Annotated in this window: 16 protein-coding genes; 12 read left to right on the top strand and 4 right to left on the bottom strand. The window is 62.0% G+C overall.

From position 1 onward, the window contains the following. Positions 1-98: 98 nt before the first annotated feature. The 4 genes from tauA to tauD all read left to right on the top strand — a co-directional run bounded on the left by tauA (position 99) and on the right by tauD (position 3,658). Positions 99-1,076: a taurine ABC transporter substrate-binding protein gene (tauA, locus tag HX881_RS07170; protein WP_017125340.1), complete on the top strand. Its 978-nt coding sequence runs from the start codon at positions 99-101 to the stop codon at positions 1,074-1,076. A gap of 44 nt (positions 1,077-1,120) precedes the next feature. After that, positions 1,121-1,915 (top strand): taurine ABC transporter ATP-binding subunit, encoded by a 795-nt coding sequence (tauB, locus tag HX881_RS07165; RefSeq protein ID WP_103032818.1) that lies wholly within the window; start codon positions 1,121-1,123, stop codon positions 1,913-1,915. After that, a complete protein-coding gene (tauC, locus tag HX881_RS07160; RefSeq protein ID WP_177083668.1) occupies positions 1,912-2,742 on the top strand; it encodes a taurine ABC transporter permease TauC in 831 nt (276 codons plus the stop codon). Before tauB ends, tauC begins: the two co-directional genes overlap by 4 nt. A gap of 82 nt (positions 2,743-2,824) precedes the next feature. Continuing rightward, complete coding sequence (gene tauD, locus HX881_RS07155) at positions 2,825-3,658, top strand: taurine dioxygenase (RefSeq protein ID WP_177083666.1); 834 nt, start codon at positions 2,825-2,827, stop codon at positions 3,656-3,658. 250 nt (positions 3,659-3,908) lie between these two features. On the opposite strand, the gene HX881_RS07150 is transcribed toward tauD, so the two are convergent. Next, complete coding sequence (locus HX881_RS07150; protein WP_017125337.1) at positions 3,909-4,547, bottom strand: TetR/AcrR family transcriptional regulator; 639 nt, start codon at positions 4,545-4,547, stop codon at positions 3,909-3,911. Between the two features lie 287 nt (positions 4,548-4,834). Continuing rightward, on the bottom strand, positions 4,835-6,211 hold the full coding sequence (locus HX881_RS07145) for a glutamine synthetase family protein (protein ID WP_042935063.1): 1,377 nt from the start codon (positions 6,209-6,211) through the stop codon (positions 4,835-4,837). A gap of 278 nt (positions 6,212-6,489) precedes the next feature. On the opposite strand from HX881_RS07145, the gene HX881_RS07140 reads away from it, so the two are divergent. From HX881_RS07140 to HX881_RS07105, 8 genes are all read left to right on the top strand, one after another. Continuing rightward, a complete protein-coding gene (locus tag HX881_RS07140; RefSeq protein ID WP_017125335.1) occupies positions 6,490-7,266 on the top strand; it encodes a gamma-glutamyl-gamma-aminobutyrate hydrolase family protein in 777 nt (258 codons plus the stop codon). Between the two features lie 41 nt (positions 7,267-7,307). After that, positions 7,308-8,666: a glutamine synthetase family protein gene (locus tag HX881_RS07135; protein WP_103032819.1), complete on the top strand. Its 1,359-nt coding sequence runs from the start codon at positions 7,308-7,310 to the stop codon at positions 8,664-8,666. Positions 8,667-8,721: 55 nt separating this feature from the next. Beyond that, a complete protein-coding gene (locus tag HX881_RS07130; RefSeq protein WP_017125334.1) occupies positions 8,722-10,086 on the top strand; it encodes an aspartate aminotransferase family protein in 1,365 nt (454 codons plus the stop codon). A gap of 188 nt (positions 10,087-10,274) precedes the next feature. Continuing rightward, the gene (locus HX881_RS07125) at positions 10,275-11,366 is read left to right on the top strand and encodes a polyamine ABC transporter substrate-binding protein (RefSeq protein ID WP_017125333.1); all 1,092 of its coding nucleotides are present in this window, start codon (positions 10,275-10,277) and stop codon (positions 11,364-11,366) included. 253 nt (positions 11,367-11,619) lie between these two features. Beyond that, a complete protein-coding gene (locus tag HX881_RS07120; RefSeq protein ID WP_042935057.1) occupies positions 11,620-12,714 on the top strand; it encodes a polyamine ABC transporter substrate-binding protein in 1,095 nt (364 codons plus the stop codon). A gap of 80 nt (positions 12,715-12,794) precedes the next feature. Then, positions 12,795-13,937, top strand: coding sequence for an ABC transporter ATP-binding protein (locus HX881_RS07115; protein WP_017125330.1), 1,143 nt, complete (start codon positions 12,795-12,797; stop codon positions 13,935-13,937). Further along, positions 13,934-14,854 (top strand): ABC transporter permease subunit, encoded by a 921-nt coding sequence (locus HX881_RS07110; protein ID WP_017125329.1) that lies wholly within the window; start codon positions 13,934-13,936, stop codon positions 14,852-14,854. Before HX881_RS07115 ends, HX881_RS07110 begins: the two co-directional genes overlap by 4 nt. Then, positions 14,851-15,741, top strand: a complete 891-nt coding sequence (locus tag HX881_RS07105; protein ID WP_017125328.1) for an ABC transporter permease subunit — start codon at positions 14,851-14,853, stop codon at positions 15,739-15,741. The genes HX881_RS07110 and HX881_RS07105 overlap by 4 nt, the downstream gene beginning before the upstream one ends. A 356-nt stretch (positions 15,742-16,097) precedes the next feature. On the opposite strand, the gene HX881_RS07100 is transcribed toward HX881_RS07105, so the two are convergent. Both HX881_RS07100 and HX881_RS07095 read right to left on the bottom strand, forming a co-directional pair. Next, entirely contained in the window at positions 16,098-16,739 is a 642-nt protein-coding gene (locus tag HX881_RS07100; RefSeq protein WP_177083664.1) for an HD domain-containing protein, read from the bottom strand. Positions 16,740-16,944: 205 nt separating this feature from the next. Next, positions 16,945-17,631, bottom strand: a complete 687-nt coding sequence (locus HX881_RS07095) for a M24 family metallopeptidase (protein WP_177083662.1) — start codon at positions 17,629-17,631, stop codon at positions 16,945-16,947. Between the last annotated feature and the right edge of the window lie 241 nt (positions 17,632-17,872).

The following is a 17,872-nucleotide window of genomic DNA, read 5'->3' as shown; positions in this document are numbered from 1 at the left end:
CATAAGCTAATGCAAATAAGTTATTTATTTTAAGATTCTTAGATCATTTAGTCTTCTCGACACGCCGACTCCCGGCCACTCGTTGAGGAGCTTCTCCCATGAAACTGCATTCCCCACTCCGCCTGCTGGCGGCGTTGTCCCTGGCCGGGGCGAGCTTGTTTGCGCAGGCTGCCGACGTCACCGTGGCCTACCAGACCACCGTTGACCCGGCGAAAGTCGCCCAGGCCGACGGCTCTTATGAAAAAGCCACCCACGCCAAGATCGACTGGCGCAAATTCGATAATGGTGCCGACATCATTGCCGCCATCGCCTCGGGCGACGTGCAGATCGGCTACCTCGGTTCCAGCCCGCTGACGGCGGCCATCACCCGCAAGGTGCCGGTCGAGACCTTCCTGATCGCCACCCAGATCGGCGCCGCCGAGGCCCTGGTGGCCCGTGACGGTTCCGGGATCAATTCGCCCCAGGACCTGATCGGCAAGAAAGTCGCCGTGCCTTTTGTCTCCACCGGACACTACAGCCTGCTGGCCGCGCTGAAGCACTGGAATATCGATCCGTCGAAAGTACAGATTCTCAACCTCGCGCCGCCGGCCATCATCGCGGCCTGGAAGCGCGGTGATATCGACGCCACCTACGTCTGGGACCCGGCCCTGGGTGTCGCCAAGGAAAACGGCAAGGTGCTGATCACTTCCGGTGAACTGGCCAAGTTCGGCGCGCCGACCTTCGACGCCTGGATCGTGCGCAAGGACTTCGCCGAGAAGCACCCGGAAATCGTCAAGGCGTTCGCCAAGGTGACGCTGGATGCCTATGCGCAATACCGCAAGGACCCGCAGGCCTGGCTGGCTGACAAGGGCAACGTCGACAAGCTGGTGAAACTCTCGGGCGCCAAGGCTTCGGATATTCCGCTGCTGTTGCAAGGCAACGTCTACCCGCTGGCGGCCGACCAGGTCACCGTGCTGGGCAAGCCGACCGCCCAGGCGATTACCGATACGGCGGCCTTCCTGAAAGAGCAGGGCAAGGTCGAGGCCGTGCTGCCGGACTACGCCCCGTATGTCAGCGCCAAGTTCATTACCAACTGATCGACCTGATTCTGAAGCAGCCCACGACCGAGGAGCCCATCGCCATGGCCTTGTTACAGCTGGAGCGCATCAGCGCACAGTATCCCGGTGCGGCCGAGCCGGTGCTGTCGGATATTTCCCTCAGCCTGGGACCGCAGCAACTGCTGGTGGCCCTCGGTCCGTCGGGTAGCGGCAAGACGTCTCTGCTGAACCTGATCGCCGGGTTCGTCGAACCCAGCGCGGGCCGCATCACCCTCGACGGTGTTGCCGTCAAGGGCCCGAGCGCCGAGCGCGGCGTGGTGTTCCAGGACGATGCGTTGCTGCCCTGGCAGGACGTGCTGGCCAACGTCGGTTTTGGCCTGGAACTGGCGGGTGTACCGCGGGCGCAGCGGGAAGTCCGGGCCCGGGAAATGCTCGCCCTGGTTGATCTGGCAGGCTTCGACAGCCGGCGGATCTGGCAGCTTTCCGGCGGCCAGAAACAGCGCGTCGGCCTTGCCCGAGCGCTGGCGGCGGACCCTCGGGTGTTGCTGATGGACGAGCCGTTCGGCGCCCTCGATGCCTTTACCCGCGAACAGATGCAGGAGCTGTTGCTGCAAGTCTGGCAGCGCACCGCCAAGCCGGTGTTCCTGATTACCCACGATATTGAAGAAGCGGTTTTTCTCGCCACCGACCTGATTCTGCTGGCGCCCAATCCGGGACAGATCGTCGAACGCCTGAGCCTGGATTTCGGCCGGCGCTACAGCGCCGGCGAGTCCGCCCGGGCGATCAAGTCCGATCCGCGTTTTATCGAAACCCGCGAGCATGTGCTGGCCCGTGTGTTCTCCCAACGCAGCGCCGCGTCGCGGCAGGAGTTCGTATGAGCAGCTATGAATTGCCGGTGGCCGTGACCGCCAAGCCGAACGCACCCGTGGTGCGGCGCAGCCTGAGCACCCGCTGGATCAGCGTGCTGACCCTGGTGACCCTGGTTGTGCTGTGGTGGGCCGTGACGGCGGCCGGTGTGATCGAGCCGCTGTTCCTGCCGCCGCCTTCGGCGGTGCTGGAAAAAGGCTGGTTGCTGGCGACCAAGGGCTATATGGATTCGACCCTGTGGCAGCACCTCGGTGCCAGCCTCGGGCGGATCGGCGTGGCCCTGGGGGTTGCCGTGCTGACGGCGATCCCGGTGGGTATCGCCATCGGCCACAACCGGATTGCCCGGGGCATTCTCGATCCGCTGATCGAGTTCTACCGACCGATCCCGCCACTGGCCTACCTGCCGTTGATCGTGATCTGGTGCGGCATCGGCGAGCTGTCGAAAGTGCTGCTGATCTACCTGGCGATCTTTGCCCCGATCGCCATCGCGACGGCCACCGGTGTGCGCACCGTGGATCCGGCCAAGCTCCGTGCAGCGCTGTCCCTGGGGGCGACCAGGGCCCAGCTGATCCGCCATGTGATCCTGCCCAGCGCCTTGCCGGACATTCTCACCGGTGTGCGCATCGGCCTGGGTGTCGGCTGGTCGACGCTGGTCGCCGCCGAGCTGATCGCCGCCACCAGCGGCCTGGGTTTCATGGTCCAGTCGGCGGCACAGTTCCTGGTGACCGATGTGGTGGTGCTGGGGATCCTGGTGATCGCCTTTATCGCCTTCGCCATGGAGATGGGCCTGCGCGCCCTGCAGCGCAAGCTGGTGCCGTGGCACGGCCAGGCGCACTGACAGACCGCGACGTATTGAGCGGCTTCCCGAGCTGCGTACTGAAACACGCCGACTGCCCGGCACGTATTTGAAGAGATCGACCATGAGCCTGACCATTACTCCCCTGAGTGCCGCCCTCGCTGCGCAGATCGACGGTGTCGAACTGAACCGGCCGTTGAGCATCGAGCAGCGCGACGCCATCGAACAGGCGTTGCTCAAGTACCAGGTGCTGTTCTTTCGCAACCAGCCGTTGAACCCACAATTGCAGGCGGCGTTCGCGGCGAACTTCGGTGACCTGCATGTGCATCCGATCTACCCGAATGTGCCGGAGCAGCCCGAGGTGATGGTCCTCGATACCGCGTTGACCGATGTGCGCGACAACGCGATCTGGCATACCGACGTGACTTTCCTGCCGACCCCGGCGCTGGGCGCGGTACTCAGTGCCAAGCAGTTGCCGGCTTATGGTGGCGATACGTTGTGGGCCAGCGGGATTGCCGCCTTCGAGGCCTTGTCGGCGCCTTTGCAGAAACTGTTGGACGGATTGACGGCGACCCACGATTTCACCAAGTCGTTCCCCCTGGAGCGCTTCGGCAGCACCGCTGAAGACCTGGCGCGCTGGGAGGAAACCCGCAGGAAGAACCCGCCGCTGTCCCACCCGGTGATTCGTACGCACCCGGTGAGCGGGCGCAAGGCGCTGTTCGTCAACGAAGGATTCACCACCCGGATCAACGAGCTGGAAGAAGCGGAAAGCGCGGCGATTCTCAAGCTGCTGTTCGCCCACGCTACTCGCCCGGAATTCACTATCCGTTGGCGCTGGCAGGAAAATGACGTGGCATTCTGGGATAACCGGGTGACCCAGCATTATGCCGTTGACGATTACCGGCCCAACCGGCGGGTGATGCACCGGGCGACGATTCTCGGTGATGCGCCGTTCTGAGTGCCGTGACCCGAGCCCTGTAGGAGCCGGCTTGCTGGCGATGAACGATGATGCGGTGTGCCTGAAACACCGCGTCGCCTGAATCGCCAGCAAGCCGGCTCCCACAAGGGGGGGGATTCGCAGGGCCGGATCCCGATCGTTCCTACGCTCCGCGTGGGCATGCAGCCGGTGACGCTCCGCGTCACAAGAGCGGACGCGGAGCGTCCAGTGAGGCATTCCCACGCAGGAGCGTGGGAACGATCAATGTCCGTCAGAGCGGGATTTCGCGCTTGGGCAGGTACGGCGGCAGGTAAAGTCCCAGATACGCATCGAACACCCGCATGCCTTCCTCGGCCATGCGCGGGGTGATCTGGTCGTGCAACTGCACCGACCGTGCATAGACCCGATCGCCCAACTCCATCGCCAGCGCAAACACATCGACATCGCCCGGCAAGGTCGGCAGCTCGAAGTGACGGATAAACAGCTTGTGCATCAGGTCCCCCAGCTCGATATCGTGCTGGCGGTCGGCCTGGGTGACTTCGGTCAGGCCGTGCTGGGCGAGGATCAACTGGCGTGCCGCGGCGTCCTCGCTGTAGATGCTCAACATCCGTTGTTCCACCAACCGTGACAGATCGCGCCAGCCGCCCAGGCCGGCGTGGTCGATCGGTGCTTCCAGGCAGGCGCGGAACGCCGCGTGGACATCGGCGGTGAGGGCTTCGAGCAGCGCCGGGACGCTGGCGAAGAAGTGATAGACCGAAGACGGTGGAATCTCCGCGCGCTCGGCCACGCTATAGATCGACAGGCTGGCCACGCCTTCGGCGGCAAGCAGGGTGCGGGCGGCGTCGAGGATCGAATCGATCCGCGCCTGGCTGCGAGCACGGGGTTTGCGAGCGGTGGCGGGGCGGGTCATGGAGTTCTCCGGCAGGGGCAGCGCGCATTGTACGCGAGGTTCTGCGGTGTCTGTGAGGACGCCATCGCCAGCAAGCCGGCTCCCACAGGGTTTGTGTCGTGCCGAATGTGGCGTGCACCGCTGTGTAGGCGCCGGCTTGCTGCTGATCCGCGCGCCGCCTCGCCACGGACCCTCGTCTGGCCTGGGATCTTGTGGGAGCCGGCTTGCTGGCGATTCGCCGACAGGCGCGCAAAAAAAACGCCGCGGGCCCAAAGGCCGGCGGCGTTCTTCTTTATTACCGCAACCGCTTACACGGTATGCAGGTACCAGTTGTACTCGAGGTCGGAGATGGAGTGTTCGAACTCCTCCAGCTCGCTCTCTTTACAGGCCACGAAGATATCGATGTATTTCGGATCGATGTACTTGGCCATGATCTCGCTGTCGTCCAGCTCGCGCAGGGCATCACGCAGGTTGTTCGGCAGGCTCTGCTCGTTCTGCTCGTAGCTGTTGCCTTCGACCGGGGCGCCTGGCTCGACCTTGTTGGTCAGGCCGTGGTGCACGCCTGCCAGGACCGAAGCCATCAGCAGGTACGGGTTGGCATCGGCACCGGCGACGCGGTGTTCGATACGCACGGCATCGGCCGAACCGGTCGGCACGCGAATCGCCACGGTACGGTTGTCCAGGCCCCAGCACGGCGAGTTCGGCACGTAGAACTGTGCGCCGAAACGGCGGTAGGAGTTGACGTTCGGGCAGAGGAAGGCCATCTGCGCCGGTAGGGTCTCGAGCACACCGCCGATCGCGTGACGCAGCGCGGCGTTCTGCTCGGGATCCTCACTGGCGAAGATGTTCTTGCCTTCCTTGTCGAGTACCGAGATATGGACGTGCAGCCCGTTGCCCGCCTGGCCCGGGTAAGGCTTGGCCATGAAGGTGGTGTCCATCTCATGGTCGTAGGCGATGTTCTTGATCAGGCGCTTGAGCAGGACCGCGTAGTCGCAGGCCTTGATCGGGTCGGCCACGTGGTGCAGGTTCACTTCGAACTGCGCCGGGGCACTTTCCTTGACGATGGCGTCGGCCGGGATGCCTTGCTCTTTCGCACCTTCCAGGATGTCCTGGAGGCAGTCGACGTATTCGTCGAGGTCGTCGATCAGGTAGACCTGTGTCGAATGCGGGCGTTTGCCGGAGATCGGCGAGCGGGGTGGTTGTGGGCGGCCGTTCACGTTCTCCTGGTCGATCAGGTAGAACTCGAGTTCGAAGGCGGCGCAGATGGTCAGACCGAGGTCGTCAAATTTGCTTACAACTTGGCGGAGCACTTCGCGAGGGTCGGCGAAGAATGGTTCACCTTCGAGTTCGTGCATGGTCATCAGCAGTTGCGCGGTAGGGCGCTTTTGCCAGGGCTCATTGCACAGGGTGTCAGGGATCGGATAACAGATTCGGTCAGCATCACCGATGTCCAGGCCCAGGCCGGTGCTTTCCACCGTAGAGCCATTGATATCCAAGGCAAATAATGAGGCCGGCAGGTTGATGCCTTTCTCGTAAACCTTGTGGAGGCTGGTGCGTTCGATGCGCTTGCCGCGCACCACACCATTCATATCCGCAATTAGAAGGTCTACGTACAGAACCTCAGGATGATCCTTAAGGAACGCGTTCGCTTCGTTAAGCTGAACGGCACGCGGGGGTACCGACATGATGCAACACCTTTGTTGTTAAAAATATCAATCATTGATCTTTTCTGGTTTCAGTCAACCCGAACGGCATGCCGAAGTCAAGCGAGGCATTTTTTGCCCTGAAAAAGCGCTCGAAGGCCTTTTTTGGGGCATTTTGGGGCGTTTTTTGCCCCTCTGTCCCCTTGGGCACCGCAGGCTTGAGCGGGCCGTGTTGTATTTTTTACGGGGGTGTTGTGTAAAAAAATGAACAAGGCTAAGCTCGATTAAAACCCATAACAGCAATAATACCGGGGTGCTTCATGTCTCGCCTGCCGTTAATCGGCGTCACCGCCTGCTCCAAACAGGTCGGTTTGCATGCTTATCACATCAGTGGCGATAAGTACGTCCGCGCAGTCGCTGTCGCTGCCAGGGGCTTGCCGCTGATCCTTCCGTCATTGGCGGATCTGTTCGAACCGTCCGATATTCTGGACGGTATCGACGGCCTTCTTTTTACCGGCTCTCCTTCCAACGTGGAACCCCATTTGTATGGCGGTCCGGCCAGCGCGCCAGGCACTGCTCATGATTCTGCACGGGACCGCGTCACCCTCCCGCTGATTCGCGCCGCCGTGGCGGCGGGCATCCCGGTGCTCGGCATCTGCCGCGGTTTCCAGGAAATGAATGTGGCGTTCGGTGGCAGCCTGCATCAGAAGGTTCATGAAGTGGGAACCTTCATGGATCATCGTGAGGACGAGAGTCAGCCGCTGGAGGTCCAGTACGGCCCCGCGCATTCGATGCAGGTCGAGCCCGGTGGTGTCCTGGCGGGCCTGGGTCTGCCGCCGGAGTTCCAGGTCAATTCGATCCACAGCCAGGGCGTCGACCGCCTGGCGCCGGGCCTGCGGGTCGAGGCACGGGCCCCGGACGGCCTGATCGAGGCGGTCTCGGTGACAGGAGGCAAGGCTTTTGCTTTAGGTGTGCAATGGCACCCGGAATGGCAGGTCCTGTCCAACCCGGTCTACCTGGCGATTTTCCAGGCATTTGGCGATGCCTGTCGAAAGCGGGCAATACAACGCGACGCGGATGCGTCAACGAACGCCTGACCTCTATTATGCAGGTCAGGAAACCCAGCCCAGAGGCATTTATGAGTAACAACCTCGACCAGCTCACCGATTGGTTGAAAGACCACAAGATCACAGAAGTCGAATGCATGATTGGCGATCTGACCGGGATCACCCGGGGCAAGATCTCGCCGACCAACAAGTTCATTGCCGAAAAAGGCATGCGCCTGCCCGAGAGCGTTCTGTTGCAGACCGTGACCGGCGACTATGTCGAAGACGACATCTATTACGAACTGCTCGACCCGGCGGACATCGACATGATCTGCCGCCCCGACAGCAACGCGGTGTACCTGGTGCCCTGGGCCATCGAACCCACCGCCCAGGTGATCCACGACACCTACGACAAGCAGGGCAACCCCATCGAGCTGTCGCCGCGCAACGTGCTCAAGAAGGTCCTGAAACTCTATGCCGACAAGGGCTGGCAGCCGATCGTGGCGCCGGAAATGGAGTTTTACCTGACCAAGCGCTGCGAAGACCCGGACTTCCCGCTGCAGCCGCCGATCGGCCGCTCCGGTCGCCCGGAAACCGGTCGCCAGTCCTTTTCCATCGAGGCGGCCAACGAATTCGACCCGCTGTTCGAAGACGTCTACGACTGGTGCGAACTGCAGGAACTGGATCTCGACACACTGATCCATGAAGACGGCACGGCGCAGATGGAAATCAACTTCCGTCACGGCGATGCCCTGTCCCTGGCCGACCAGATCCTGGTGTTCAAGCGGACCATGCGCGAGGCGGCGCTCAAGCACGACGTGGCCGCGACCTTCATGGCCAAGCCGATGACCGGTGAGCCGGGCAGTGCCATGCACCTGCACCAGAGCATCATCGACATCGAGACCGGCAAGAACATCTTCTCCAATGAAGACGGGACCAAGAGCGACCTGTTCCTCAATCATATCGGCGGCCTGCAGAAGCTGATCCCCGAGCTGTTGCCGCTGTTCGCGCCGAACGTCAACTCGTTCCGCCGCTTCCTGCCGGATACCTCGGCACCGGTGAACGTGGAGTGGGGCGAAGAGAACCGTACCGTGGGCCTGCGGGTCCCGGATGCCGGCCCGCAGAACCGTCGGGTGGAAAACCGCCTGCCGGGGGCCGACGCCAACCCGTACCTGGCCATCGCCGCCAGCCTGCTGTGTGGCTACATCGGCATGGTCGAAGGCATGACACCGAGCGCGCCGGTGGTCGGTCGCGGCTACGAGCGTCGCAACCTGCGCCTGCCGCTGACCATCGAAGACGCCCTGGAGCGGATGGAAAACAGCAAGACCATCGAGAAATATCTGGGCAAGAAATTCATCACGGGCTACGTCGCGGTCAAGCGGGCCGAGCATGAAAACTTCAAGCGCGTCATCAGTTCGTGGGAGCGGGAATTCCTGCTCTTTGCCGTCTGATGCGCCGGGCGCGGCGGTTCATAGCCGCGCCCTCACTGTTATCCAGGAGAACCGTATGACCAGCAACAACCCGCAAACCCGCGAGTGGCAAGCCCTCAGCAGCGATCACCACCTGGCCCCCTTCAGCGACTTCAAGCAGTTGAAAGAGAAAGGCCCGCGCATCATCACCAACGCCAAGGGCGTTTACCTCTGGGACAGCGAAGGCAACAAGATCCTCGACGGCATGGCCGGCCTCTGGTGCGTGGCCATCGGTTACGGGCGCGACGAGCTGGCCGACGCCGCCAGCAAGCAGATGCGCGAGCTGCCTTATTACAACCTGTTCTTCCAGACCGCCCACCCGCCGGTACTGGAACTGGCCAAGGCCATCGCCGATATCGCCCCCGAAGGCATGAACCACGTGTTCTTCACCGGTTCCGGCTCGGAAGGCAACGACACCATGCTGCGCATGGTCCGCCACTACTGGGCGATCAAGGGCCAGCCGAAAAAGAAAACCATCATCAGCCGCAAGAACGGTTATCACGGTTCCACCGTGGCCGGCGCGAGCCTGGGTGGCATGACCTACATGCACGAACAGGGCGATCTGCCGATTCCGGGCATCGTCCATATCCCGCAGCCCTACTGGTTCGGTGAGGGCGGCGACATGAGCCCGGAAGAGTTCGGCATCTGGGCGGCCAACCAGCTGGAAGAAAAGATTCTCGAACTCGGCGTGGACACCGTCGGGGCCTTTATCGCCGAGCCGATCCAGGGTGCCGGCGGTGTGATCGTGCCGCCGGACAGCTACTGGCCGCGGGTCAAGGAAATCCTTGCCAAGTACGACATCCTGTTTGTCGCCGACGAGGTGATTTGTGGCTTCGGGCGCACCGGTGAGTGGTTCGGTACCGATTTCTACGGCCTCAAGCCGCACATGATGACCATCGCCAAGGGCCTGACCTCCGGCTACATCCCCATGGGTGGCCTGATCGTGCGTGACGACGTGGTCGCGGTCCTCAACGAAGGCGGCGACTTCAACCACGGTTTCACCTACTCCGGTCACCCGGTGGCGGCGGCGGTGGCGCTGGAAAACATCCGCATCATGCGCGATGAAAAAATTATCGAGAACGTCCATGCCGAAACGGCACCCTATTTGCAGAAACGTCTGCGGGAACTGAACGATCACCCGCTGGTGGGTGAAGTTCGCGGTGTGGGTCTGCTGGGGGCCATCGAACTGGTCAAGGACAAGGCCACCCGTGCGCGGTACGAAGGGAAGGGCGTCGGCATGATCTGCCGGCAGTTCTGCTTCAACAATGGCCTGATCATGCGTGCCGTCGGCGACACCATGATCATTGCCCCGCCACTGGTGATCAGCAAGGCCGAGATCGACGAGCTGGTGGCCAAGGCGCGTCAGTGCCTGGATCTGACCCTGAGTGCGTTGCAGGGCTAAGTGCTAGGCTTTGAGCGCAAGTGCGTTGTGGGCACTTGCGCTCGGAGCGATCAGAAAGGCGGGTCTTTCCTTGAAAGCCCACCTGGGATCTTGCCAGACTACCCCACTGTTCCGAGTTGCCCGGGAATCGGCCGCCGAACAGCTGGTTAAAAAGAAAAATTGGAGCATGACGCATGAAGGCATTAGGTTTGAAGAACGCTGGCAAGACTCTCCTTGCCCTGTCTTTGCTGGGCGCGATGGGTGCCGCCCAGGCCGATGACAAGGTGCTGCACGTCTATAACTGGTCCGACTACATCGCCCCGGACACCATCGCGAACTTTGAAAAAGAGTCCGGGATCAAGGTGGTCTACGACGTATTCGACAGCAACGAAACCCTGGAAGCCAAGTTGCTGGCCGGCAAGTCCGGTTACGACATCGTGGTGCCGTCCAACAACTTCCTGGCCAAGCAGATCAAGGCGGGCGTCTATCAGGAGCTGGACCGGTCCAAGCTGTCCAACTACGACAACCTCAACAAGGATCTGCTGAAGGCGGTTTCGGTCAGCGACCCGGGCAACAAGCACGCATTCCCGTACATGTGGGGCTCGATCGGCATCGGCTACAACCCGGAGAAGGTCAAGGCCGCGCTGGGCGTGGACAAGATCGATTCGTGGGATGTCCTGCTCAAGCCGGAAAACATTGCCAAGCTCAAGAGCTGTGGCGTGAGCTTCCTCGATTCGCCGACCGAGATGTTGCCGGTAGCCCTGCACTACCTGGGCCTGCCGACCGACAGCCAGAAGAAGGAAGATATCAAGAAGGCCGAGGATCTGTTCCTGAAGATTCGTCCATCGATCACCTACTTCCACTCGTCCAAGTACATTTCCGACCTGGCCAACGGCAACATCTGCGTCGCCGTGGGTTACTCGGGTGATATCCAGCAGGCCAAGTCCCGTGCCGCCGAAGCCGGCGACAAGGTCAAGGTCGCCTACGACATTCCGAAGGAAGGCGCAGGCAGCTTCTACGACATGGTCGCGATTCCCAAGGACGCGGAAAACATCGACGGTGCCTACAAGTTCATGAACTACCTGCTCAAGCCGGAAGTCATGGCCGCGATCACCGACAGCGTGCGTTTCCCGAACGGTAACGCCAAGGCCACCGCCCTGGTCGACAAGAGCATCACCAGCGACCCGGGCATCTATCCGCCTGCGGACGTACAGGCCAAGCTCTACGCTATCGCCGACCTGCCGGCCGCGACCCAGCGTGAGCTGACCCGCAGCTGGACCAAGATCAAGTCGGGTAAATAATCCGCTTGATGTAACACCGCTCCAACCGTAGGAGCCGGGCTTGCCCGCGAATCGCAAGAGCGCTGTGGTGCCTCAGGCACAGCGCGTCACTGTTCTTCGCGGGCAGCCCGGCCCCGACAAGCTCCACGCCCATCGACAGAAAACTTTGCTGGATCGGTTTATCGAGGGTAAGTTGCGCGCCGGTTTTGTCACCGGGCGGTTTGACGCCATGTGACCCGGGCAACTCAGGCCCAACTATTGAGAGGACCTCCGAGTGTCTATTTCTTTGTTTCGCAAAGCCATGCTGGTCGGTGCCGGCCTGACGTTGACCGTCAGTATCCAGGCCGCCCCCACCGTGCATATTTATAACTGGTCCGATTATATCGGCGAGAGCACCCTGGCCGACTTCGAGAAGGCCACCGGTATCAAGCCGGTCTATGACGTCTTCGATTCCAATGAAACCCTGGAAGGCAAGTTGCTGGCCGGGCATACCGGCTATGACGTGGTCGTGCCGTCCAACCACTTCCTCGGCAAGCAGATCAAGGCCGGCGCCTTCCAGAAGCTCGACAAGTCGCAGTTGCCCAACTTCGCCAACCTCGACCCGCTGCTGATGAAGCGCCTGGAGAAGAACGATCCGGGCAACCAGTACGCCGTGCCGTACCTGTGGGGCACCAATGGCATCGGCTACAACGTCGAGAAGGTCAAGGCGGTGCTGGGCGTCGACAAGATCGACTCCTGGGCGGTGTTGTTCGAGCCGGAGAACATCAAGAAGCTTTCCAGCTGTGGCGTGGCGTTCCTCGATTCGGCCGATGAAATGCTGCCGGCGGTGCTGAACTACATGGGCCTGAGCCCCAACAGCACCAATGAAAAGGATTACAAGCTGGCTGAAGAGAAGTTGCTGAAGGTGCGTCCGTACATCACCTACTTCAACTCGTCCAAGTACATCTCGGATCTGGCCAACGGCGAGATCTGCGTGGCCGCCGGGTTCTCCGGCGACATCTTCCAGGCCCGCAAGCGCGCCGAAGAGGCGAAGAAAGGCGTGGACATCGCCTACGTGATTCCCAAGGAAGGCGGCAACCTCTGGTTCGACATGCTGGCGATTCCCAAGGACGCCGGCAACGTCAAGGAGGCCCACGCCTTCATCAATTATCTGCTGCAACCTGAAGCGATCGCCCAGGTCAGCGATTATGTCGGCTATGCCAACCCGAACCCAAAGGCTGGCGAACTGATGGATCAGTCTGTGCGCACCGACGAAGCGGTTTACCCACCGCAAGCTGTAGTGGACAAGCTTTATGTCAACTCTGAACTACCCCCGAAAATCCAACGTTTGATGACCCGCAGCTGGACCAAGGTGAAGTCGGGCAAGTAGCCCGAAGGGACCCTCGGGTCAAACTATCCAACGCCGGGCCGTCTTGGCCCCGCGGTTAAATTTTGTTGGGAGTTTTGCAAATGGCTGTTGCCTCCGGCGCCTATAAGAAAGCCCTCGAGGGCGACCAATCACCCAAGCAGGTGTTGGTCAAGATCGACCGGGTCACGAAGAAGTTCGACGAGACGATTGCCGTGGACGATGTGTCCCTGGAAATCAAGAAGGGCGAGATCTTCGCCCTGCTCGGCGGCTCGGGTTCGGGTAAATCCACCTTGCTGCGCATGCTCGCGGGTTTTGAACGGCCGACCGAAGGCCGGATCTACCTCGATGGCGTGGACATCACCGAGATGCCGCCCTATGAGCGGCCGATCAACATGATGTTCCAGTCCTATGCGTTGTTCCCGCACATGACCGTGGCCCAGAACATCGCCTTCGGCCTGCAGCAGGACAAGATCCCGAAAGCCGAGATCGATGCCCGCGTGGCCGAAATGCTCAAGCTGGTGCAGATGAGCCAGTACGCCAAGCGCAAGCCGCACCAGCTCTCCGGTGGCCAGCGCCAGCGCGTGGCCCTGGCCCGTTCCCTGGCCAAGCGGCCGAAGCTGTTGCTGCTCGACGAGCCCATGGGTGCTCTGGACAAGAAGCTGCGTTCGCAGATGCAGCTTGAGCTTGTCGAGATCATCGAGCGCGTCGGCGTGACCTGCGTCATGGTGACCCACGACCAGGAAGAGGCCATGACCATGGCCGAGCGGATCGCGATCATGCACCTGGGCTGGATCGCCCAGATCGGCAGCCCGATCGACATCTACGAAACCCCGACCAGCCGCCTGGTCTGTGAGTTCATCGGCAACGTCAATATCTTCGAAGGTTCGGTGGTCGAGGATGCCGAAGGTTATGCGCGGATCACCAGCCCCGAGCTGGAACGCAGCATCTACGTCGGCCACGGCGTGACCACGTCGGTCCAGGACAAGAGCGTGACCTACGCGATCCGTCCGGAGAAGCTGCTGGTCACCACGACCCAGCCGCAGTGCGAGTACAACTGGTCGCGCGGCAAGGTGCACGATATCGCCTACCTCGGTGGTCACTCGGTGTTCTACGTCGAGCTGCCGAGCGGCAAGCTGGTGCAGTCCTTCGTCGCCAACGCCGAGCGCCAGGGCGCGCGGCCGACCTGGGGTGACGAAGTGTACGTCTGGTGGGAAGACGACAGCGGCGTGGTACTGCGCTCATGAACATGCGAAAGCTCAAGCGCCAACTGCAGCGAATAACCCCCTCCGGCCGCCATGCGGTCATCGGGATCCCTTTCCTCTGGCTGTTCCTGTTCTTCATGCTGCCGTTCTTCATCGTCCTGAAGATCAGCTTTGCTGAAGCGGATGTGGCGATTCCGCCGTATACCGAGATCTACACCTTCGTCGAACAGAAGCTGCAACTGGTCCTCAACCTCGGCAACTATTCGATGCTGGGCGACGATGACCTGTACCTGGCGGCCTACCTCGGCTCGCTGAAGATGGCCTTCTTCAGCACGCTGCTGTGCCTGCTGATCGGCTACCCGATGGCCTATGCCATCGCCAGCGCGCGCAAGGAATTGCAGACCGTGCTGGTGCTGCTGATCATGATGCCGACCTGGACCGCGATCCTGATCCGCGTCTATGCCTGGATGGGCATCCTCAGCAACAACGGGCTGCTCAACGCGTTCCTGATGTGGACCGGGCTGATCAGCGAACCGCTGCAGATCCTCAATACCAACCTGGCGGTGTATATCGGCGTTGTGTATTCCTATCTGCCGTTCATGATCCTGCCGCTCTACGCCAACCTCGTGAAGCACGACAACAGCCTGCTGGAGGCCGCGTCCGACCTGGGTTCGAGCCGCTTCAACAGCTTCTGGAAGATCACCGTGCCGCTGTCGAAGAACGGCATCATCGCCGGCTGCATGCTGGTGTTCATCCCGGTGGTGGGCGAGTTCGTGATCCCCGAGCTGCTCGGCGGTCCGGAAACCCTGATGATCGGTAAAGTGCTGTGGCAAGAGTTCTTCAACAACCGTGACTGGCCGGTGGCGTCCGCGCTCGCCGTGGTGATGCTGGCGATCCTGATCGTGCCGATCATTCTGTTCAACCGCAGTCAGGCTAAAGAAATGGAGGGCAAGGAATGAAGCGCTTCAGTTTTTCAAACCTGATGCTGGTGCTGGGCCTGTTGTTCATCTACCTGCCGATGCTGATCCTGGTGATCTACTCGTTCAACGCCTCCAAGCTGGTGACGGTCTGGGGCGGCTGGTCGGTGAAGTGGTACGTCGGCCTGCTGGACAACACCCAACTGATGGGCTCGGTCGCCCGCTCGCTGGAAATCGCCTGCTACACCGCCGTCGCGGCGGTGGCGCTGGGCACCCTGGCGGCGTTCGTGCTGACCCGTATCACCCGCTTCAAGGGGCGTACCCTGTTCGGTGGCCTGGTCACGGCGCCACTGGTGATGCCGGAAGTGATCACCGGTCTGTCGCTGTTGCTGCTGTTCGTGGCCATGGCGCAGATGATCGGCTGGCCCCAGGAGCGTGGCATCGTCACCATCTGGATCGCCCACACGACGTTCTGTGCGGCCTATGTGGCAGTGGTGGTCTCGGCACGCCTGCGCGAGCTGGACCTGTCCATCGAAGAGGCGGCCATGGACCTCGGTGCGCGGCCGTGGAAGGTGTTCTTCCTGATCACCATCCCGATGATCGCGCCGTCGCTGGCGGCGGGCGGCATGATGTCGTTCGCCTTGTCCCTGGATGACCTGGTACTGGCCAGCTTCGTTTCGGGTCCGGGTTCCACCACCTTGCCGATGGAAGTGTTCTCGGCGGTGCGCCTGGGCGTGAAGCCGGAAATCAACGCGGTGGCGAGCCTGATCCTGCTGGCGGTGTCGCTGGTGACCTTCCTGGTCTGGTACTTCAGCCGCCAGGCCGAAGAGCGCCGCAAGAAAGCCATCCAGCAAGCCATCGAGGAAGGCGCGGCGGATTCGTGGAAGCAACCGGACGTGCGTCGCGCGCCGGCGGCCGAGACCGCGTAGCGTTCAAAAAGCTTCGCGGGCAAGCCCGCTCCCACAGGTTCTGGGCGTACATGGATTTTATGTACGACTGGAGCCCCTTGTGGGAGCTGGCTTGCCAGCGAAGAGGCCCTCGGAATGCCGCAATGCGGACAAGCCCGCTCCCACAGGTTCTGGTCGTACATGGATTTTGTGTGCGACTGGAGACCCCTGTGGGAGCTGGCTTGCCAGCGAAGAGGCCCTCGGAATGCCGCAATGCGGGCAAGCCCGCTCCCACAGGTCCTGGGCGTACATGGATTTTGTGTACGACTGGAGACCCCTGTGGGAGCTGGCTTGCCAGCGAAGAGGCCCTCAAGACCACCGACACATCCGCAGGTGAGTCACTCGGCCCACGGCGAACGCCGGATCACCTCGACGAAGTTCATCGGCTTGAAGCTCGGGTCCTTGTCCTTCAGCACGTCGGTCTTGACGTTGCCGAAGGTGGTCAGCGGACGATGGCGCAGCCCATCGGCAAACGCGCAGATGATGCACTCCTTGAACCCTTCCCCACGTGGATGCGCATGCACCACGGCTTCGCGCTGCGCGGCAGGGAACGCGGCGTAGTCCATCCCCAGCACATCCATCTCCACGCCCGCGGTCACCAGCGCCACCGTCGGGCGCAGGTACTGGGGCACGCCCGGCGTGGTGTGCAGGGCAATCGACAGCCAGACCTGCTCGATATCGTCATCCGACAGCCCGTAGGGCTTCATGAACGCCTTGGCGGCGTTGGCGCCGTCCACTTCGAAGCGATCGTCGTCGCTGCGATGGCCTTCCACCAGGCCGAGGTCGTGGAACATCGCGCCGACATAGAGCAGTTCGGGGTTGTAGGGCAGTTGCTTGCGTTCGCCGCTGAGGGCGCCGAACAGGAACACCCGGCGCGAGTGGTTGTACAGCAGGTCGCTTTCCACATCGCGGATGTATTCGGTGGTGGCCCTGGCCAGCGCGCTGTCGGGGATCCTGATACCGGCAATGGTGTTGCTCATGGTCATGACTCCTGGGGGGCGAGCGCCGGGTTGGCGCCGATGGAGTCAGTCTGGCGGGGTACAAGGTTGGCCGCTATCGACACAAGGTGGCGATTGCGGCCATTCGGGGCGGGTTTCGCGCCAGCGCCGATTCGCTGCAGAAGCCGAGTCGGCTCGCGATCAGCCGGCAGGCCGAACGTGCAGGCGCGGCCAGGGGCGGGCGGGTTCAAACGTAGTAGGCGTCATCCAGCAGCATGTCTTCGAAGAAGGCCCCGAAGCGTTTCTGCGGGTCACGGATATGGATCTCGAGGATCCAGCGCATGGCCGAAGGGCTCAGCTCGAACTCGGCCAGGGAGCCGGTGTGGATGGTCGCATGGGGGAAGTCCGAGACCCGGTGGCCCGGCAGGTCGAAGTTCAGTTCCCAGCCCATGGAGCGGGCGATACGGTCGGCATGATCGTACAGGGCCCGCCCGCTGAGCTTGTCGCGGGTCCAGATTTCCCGCACTTCATGGAACAGGTTCTCGGCGTCACGGGCGCAACGCTCGTATTCCTTGTGCTGGCCGACCACGAATGTCGCGCCGCCATCGCCTTCCCAGGCTTCGACGCGCGGTGCCAGGTCGATAAAGAAAATATCGTTGTCGCGCAGCACGATGCCGGGCTCCGACGACTGCTTCATCGCCTTGGTGGTGTTGCTGCCAAAGCGCACCCGGGTCGGGTGCCAGCTCAGTTGCAGGCCGCTGCCGACCAGGACCTGCTTGGCCATCTCGACCGCGTCTTCCTCGACCATGCCCGGCTCCACGCGCTCGGCGATACGGGCAATCACTTCACGGGTTTTCTGGCGGGCCAGCAGCATGCCGTCGACCGAGAAGGCCGGGCCGACTCGTTCGGCGTTTACAACAACGGGGGTACTCATGGTGCGTATCGCTCCGGTCAGCGACGTGGCGCAAGTGCCGCGTCAAGGCCGGCTATTATCAGGATCGGCCGGGAGGCTCCGTAGCCGCGCGAGGGGCGCAATCCGGACAGCCTGGCGGGTTTTCCGGCCGGGTTCGCGGCAGGCGTCGCAATCGTGCCAAGCAGCGGGCTTTTCCGGCCAGCGGCGAGGTCCGCCTCGCATCGCGACGGGGGTTTGGTTACCGTAGGGCTGATCTGAATGA

It is taken from the genome of Pseudomonas gingeri, assembly GCF_013386115.1.
Classification (GTDB): Bacteria; Pseudomonadota; Gammaproteobacteria; order Pseudomonadales; family Pseudomonadaceae; genus Aquipseudomonas; species Aquipseudomonas gingeri.
This window is presented reverse-complemented; position numbering and strand designations above follow the sequence as displayed.

Coding starts and splice junctions, on each gene's coding strand:
- tauA (WP_017125340.1), top strand. CDS start 99: ATGAAACTGCATTCCCCACTCCGCCTGCTGGCGGCGTTGTCCCTGGCC.
- tauB (WP_103032818.1), top strand. CDS start 1,121: ATGGCCTTGTTACAGCTGGAGCGCATCAGCGCACAGTATCCCGGTGCG.
- tauC (WP_177083668.1), top strand. CDS start 1,912: ATGAGCAGCTATGAATTGCCGGTGGCCGTGACCGCCAAGCCGAACGCA.
- tauD (WP_177083666.1), top strand. CDS start 2,825: ATGAGCCTGACCATTACTCCCCTGAGTGCCGCCCTCGCTGCGCAGATC.
- HX881_RS07150 (WP_017125337.1), bottom strand. CDS start 4,547: ATGACCCGCCCCGCCACCGCTCGCAAACCCCGTGCTCGCAGCCAGGCG.
- HX881_RS07145 (WP_042935063.1), bottom strand. CDS start 6,211: ATGTCGGTACCCCCGCGTGCCGTTCAGCTTAACGAAGCGAACGCGTTC.
- HX881_RS07140 (WP_017125335.1), top strand. CDS start 6,490: ATGTCTCGCCTGCCGTTAATCGGCGTCACCGCCTGCTCCAAACAGGTC.
- HX881_RS07135 (WP_103032819.1), top strand. CDS start 7,308: ATGAGTAACAACCTCGACCAGCTCACCGATTGGTTGAAAGACCACAAG.
- HX881_RS07130 (WP_017125334.1), top strand. CDS start 8,722: ATGACCAGCAACAACCCGCAAACCCGCGAGTGGCAAGCCCTCAGCAGC.
- HX881_RS07115 (WP_017125330.1), top strand. CDS start 12,795: ATGGCTGTTGCCTCCGGCGCCTATAAGAAAGCCCTCGAGGGCGACCAA.
- HX881_RS07110 (WP_017125329.1), top strand. CDS start 13,934: ATGAACATGCGAAAGCTCAAGCGCCAACTGCAGCGAATAACCCCCTCC.
- HX881_RS07105 (WP_017125328.1), top strand. CDS start 14,851: ATGAAGCGCTTCAGTTTTTCAAACCTGATGCTGGTGCTGGGCCTGTTG.
- HX881_RS07100 (WP_177083664.1), bottom strand. CDS start 16,739: ATGAGCAACACCATTGCCGGTATCAGGATCCCCGACAGCGCGCTGGCC.
- HX881_RS07095 (WP_177083662.1), bottom strand. CDS start 17,631: ATGAGTACCCCCGTTGTTGTAAACGCCGAACGAGTCGGCCCGGCCTTC.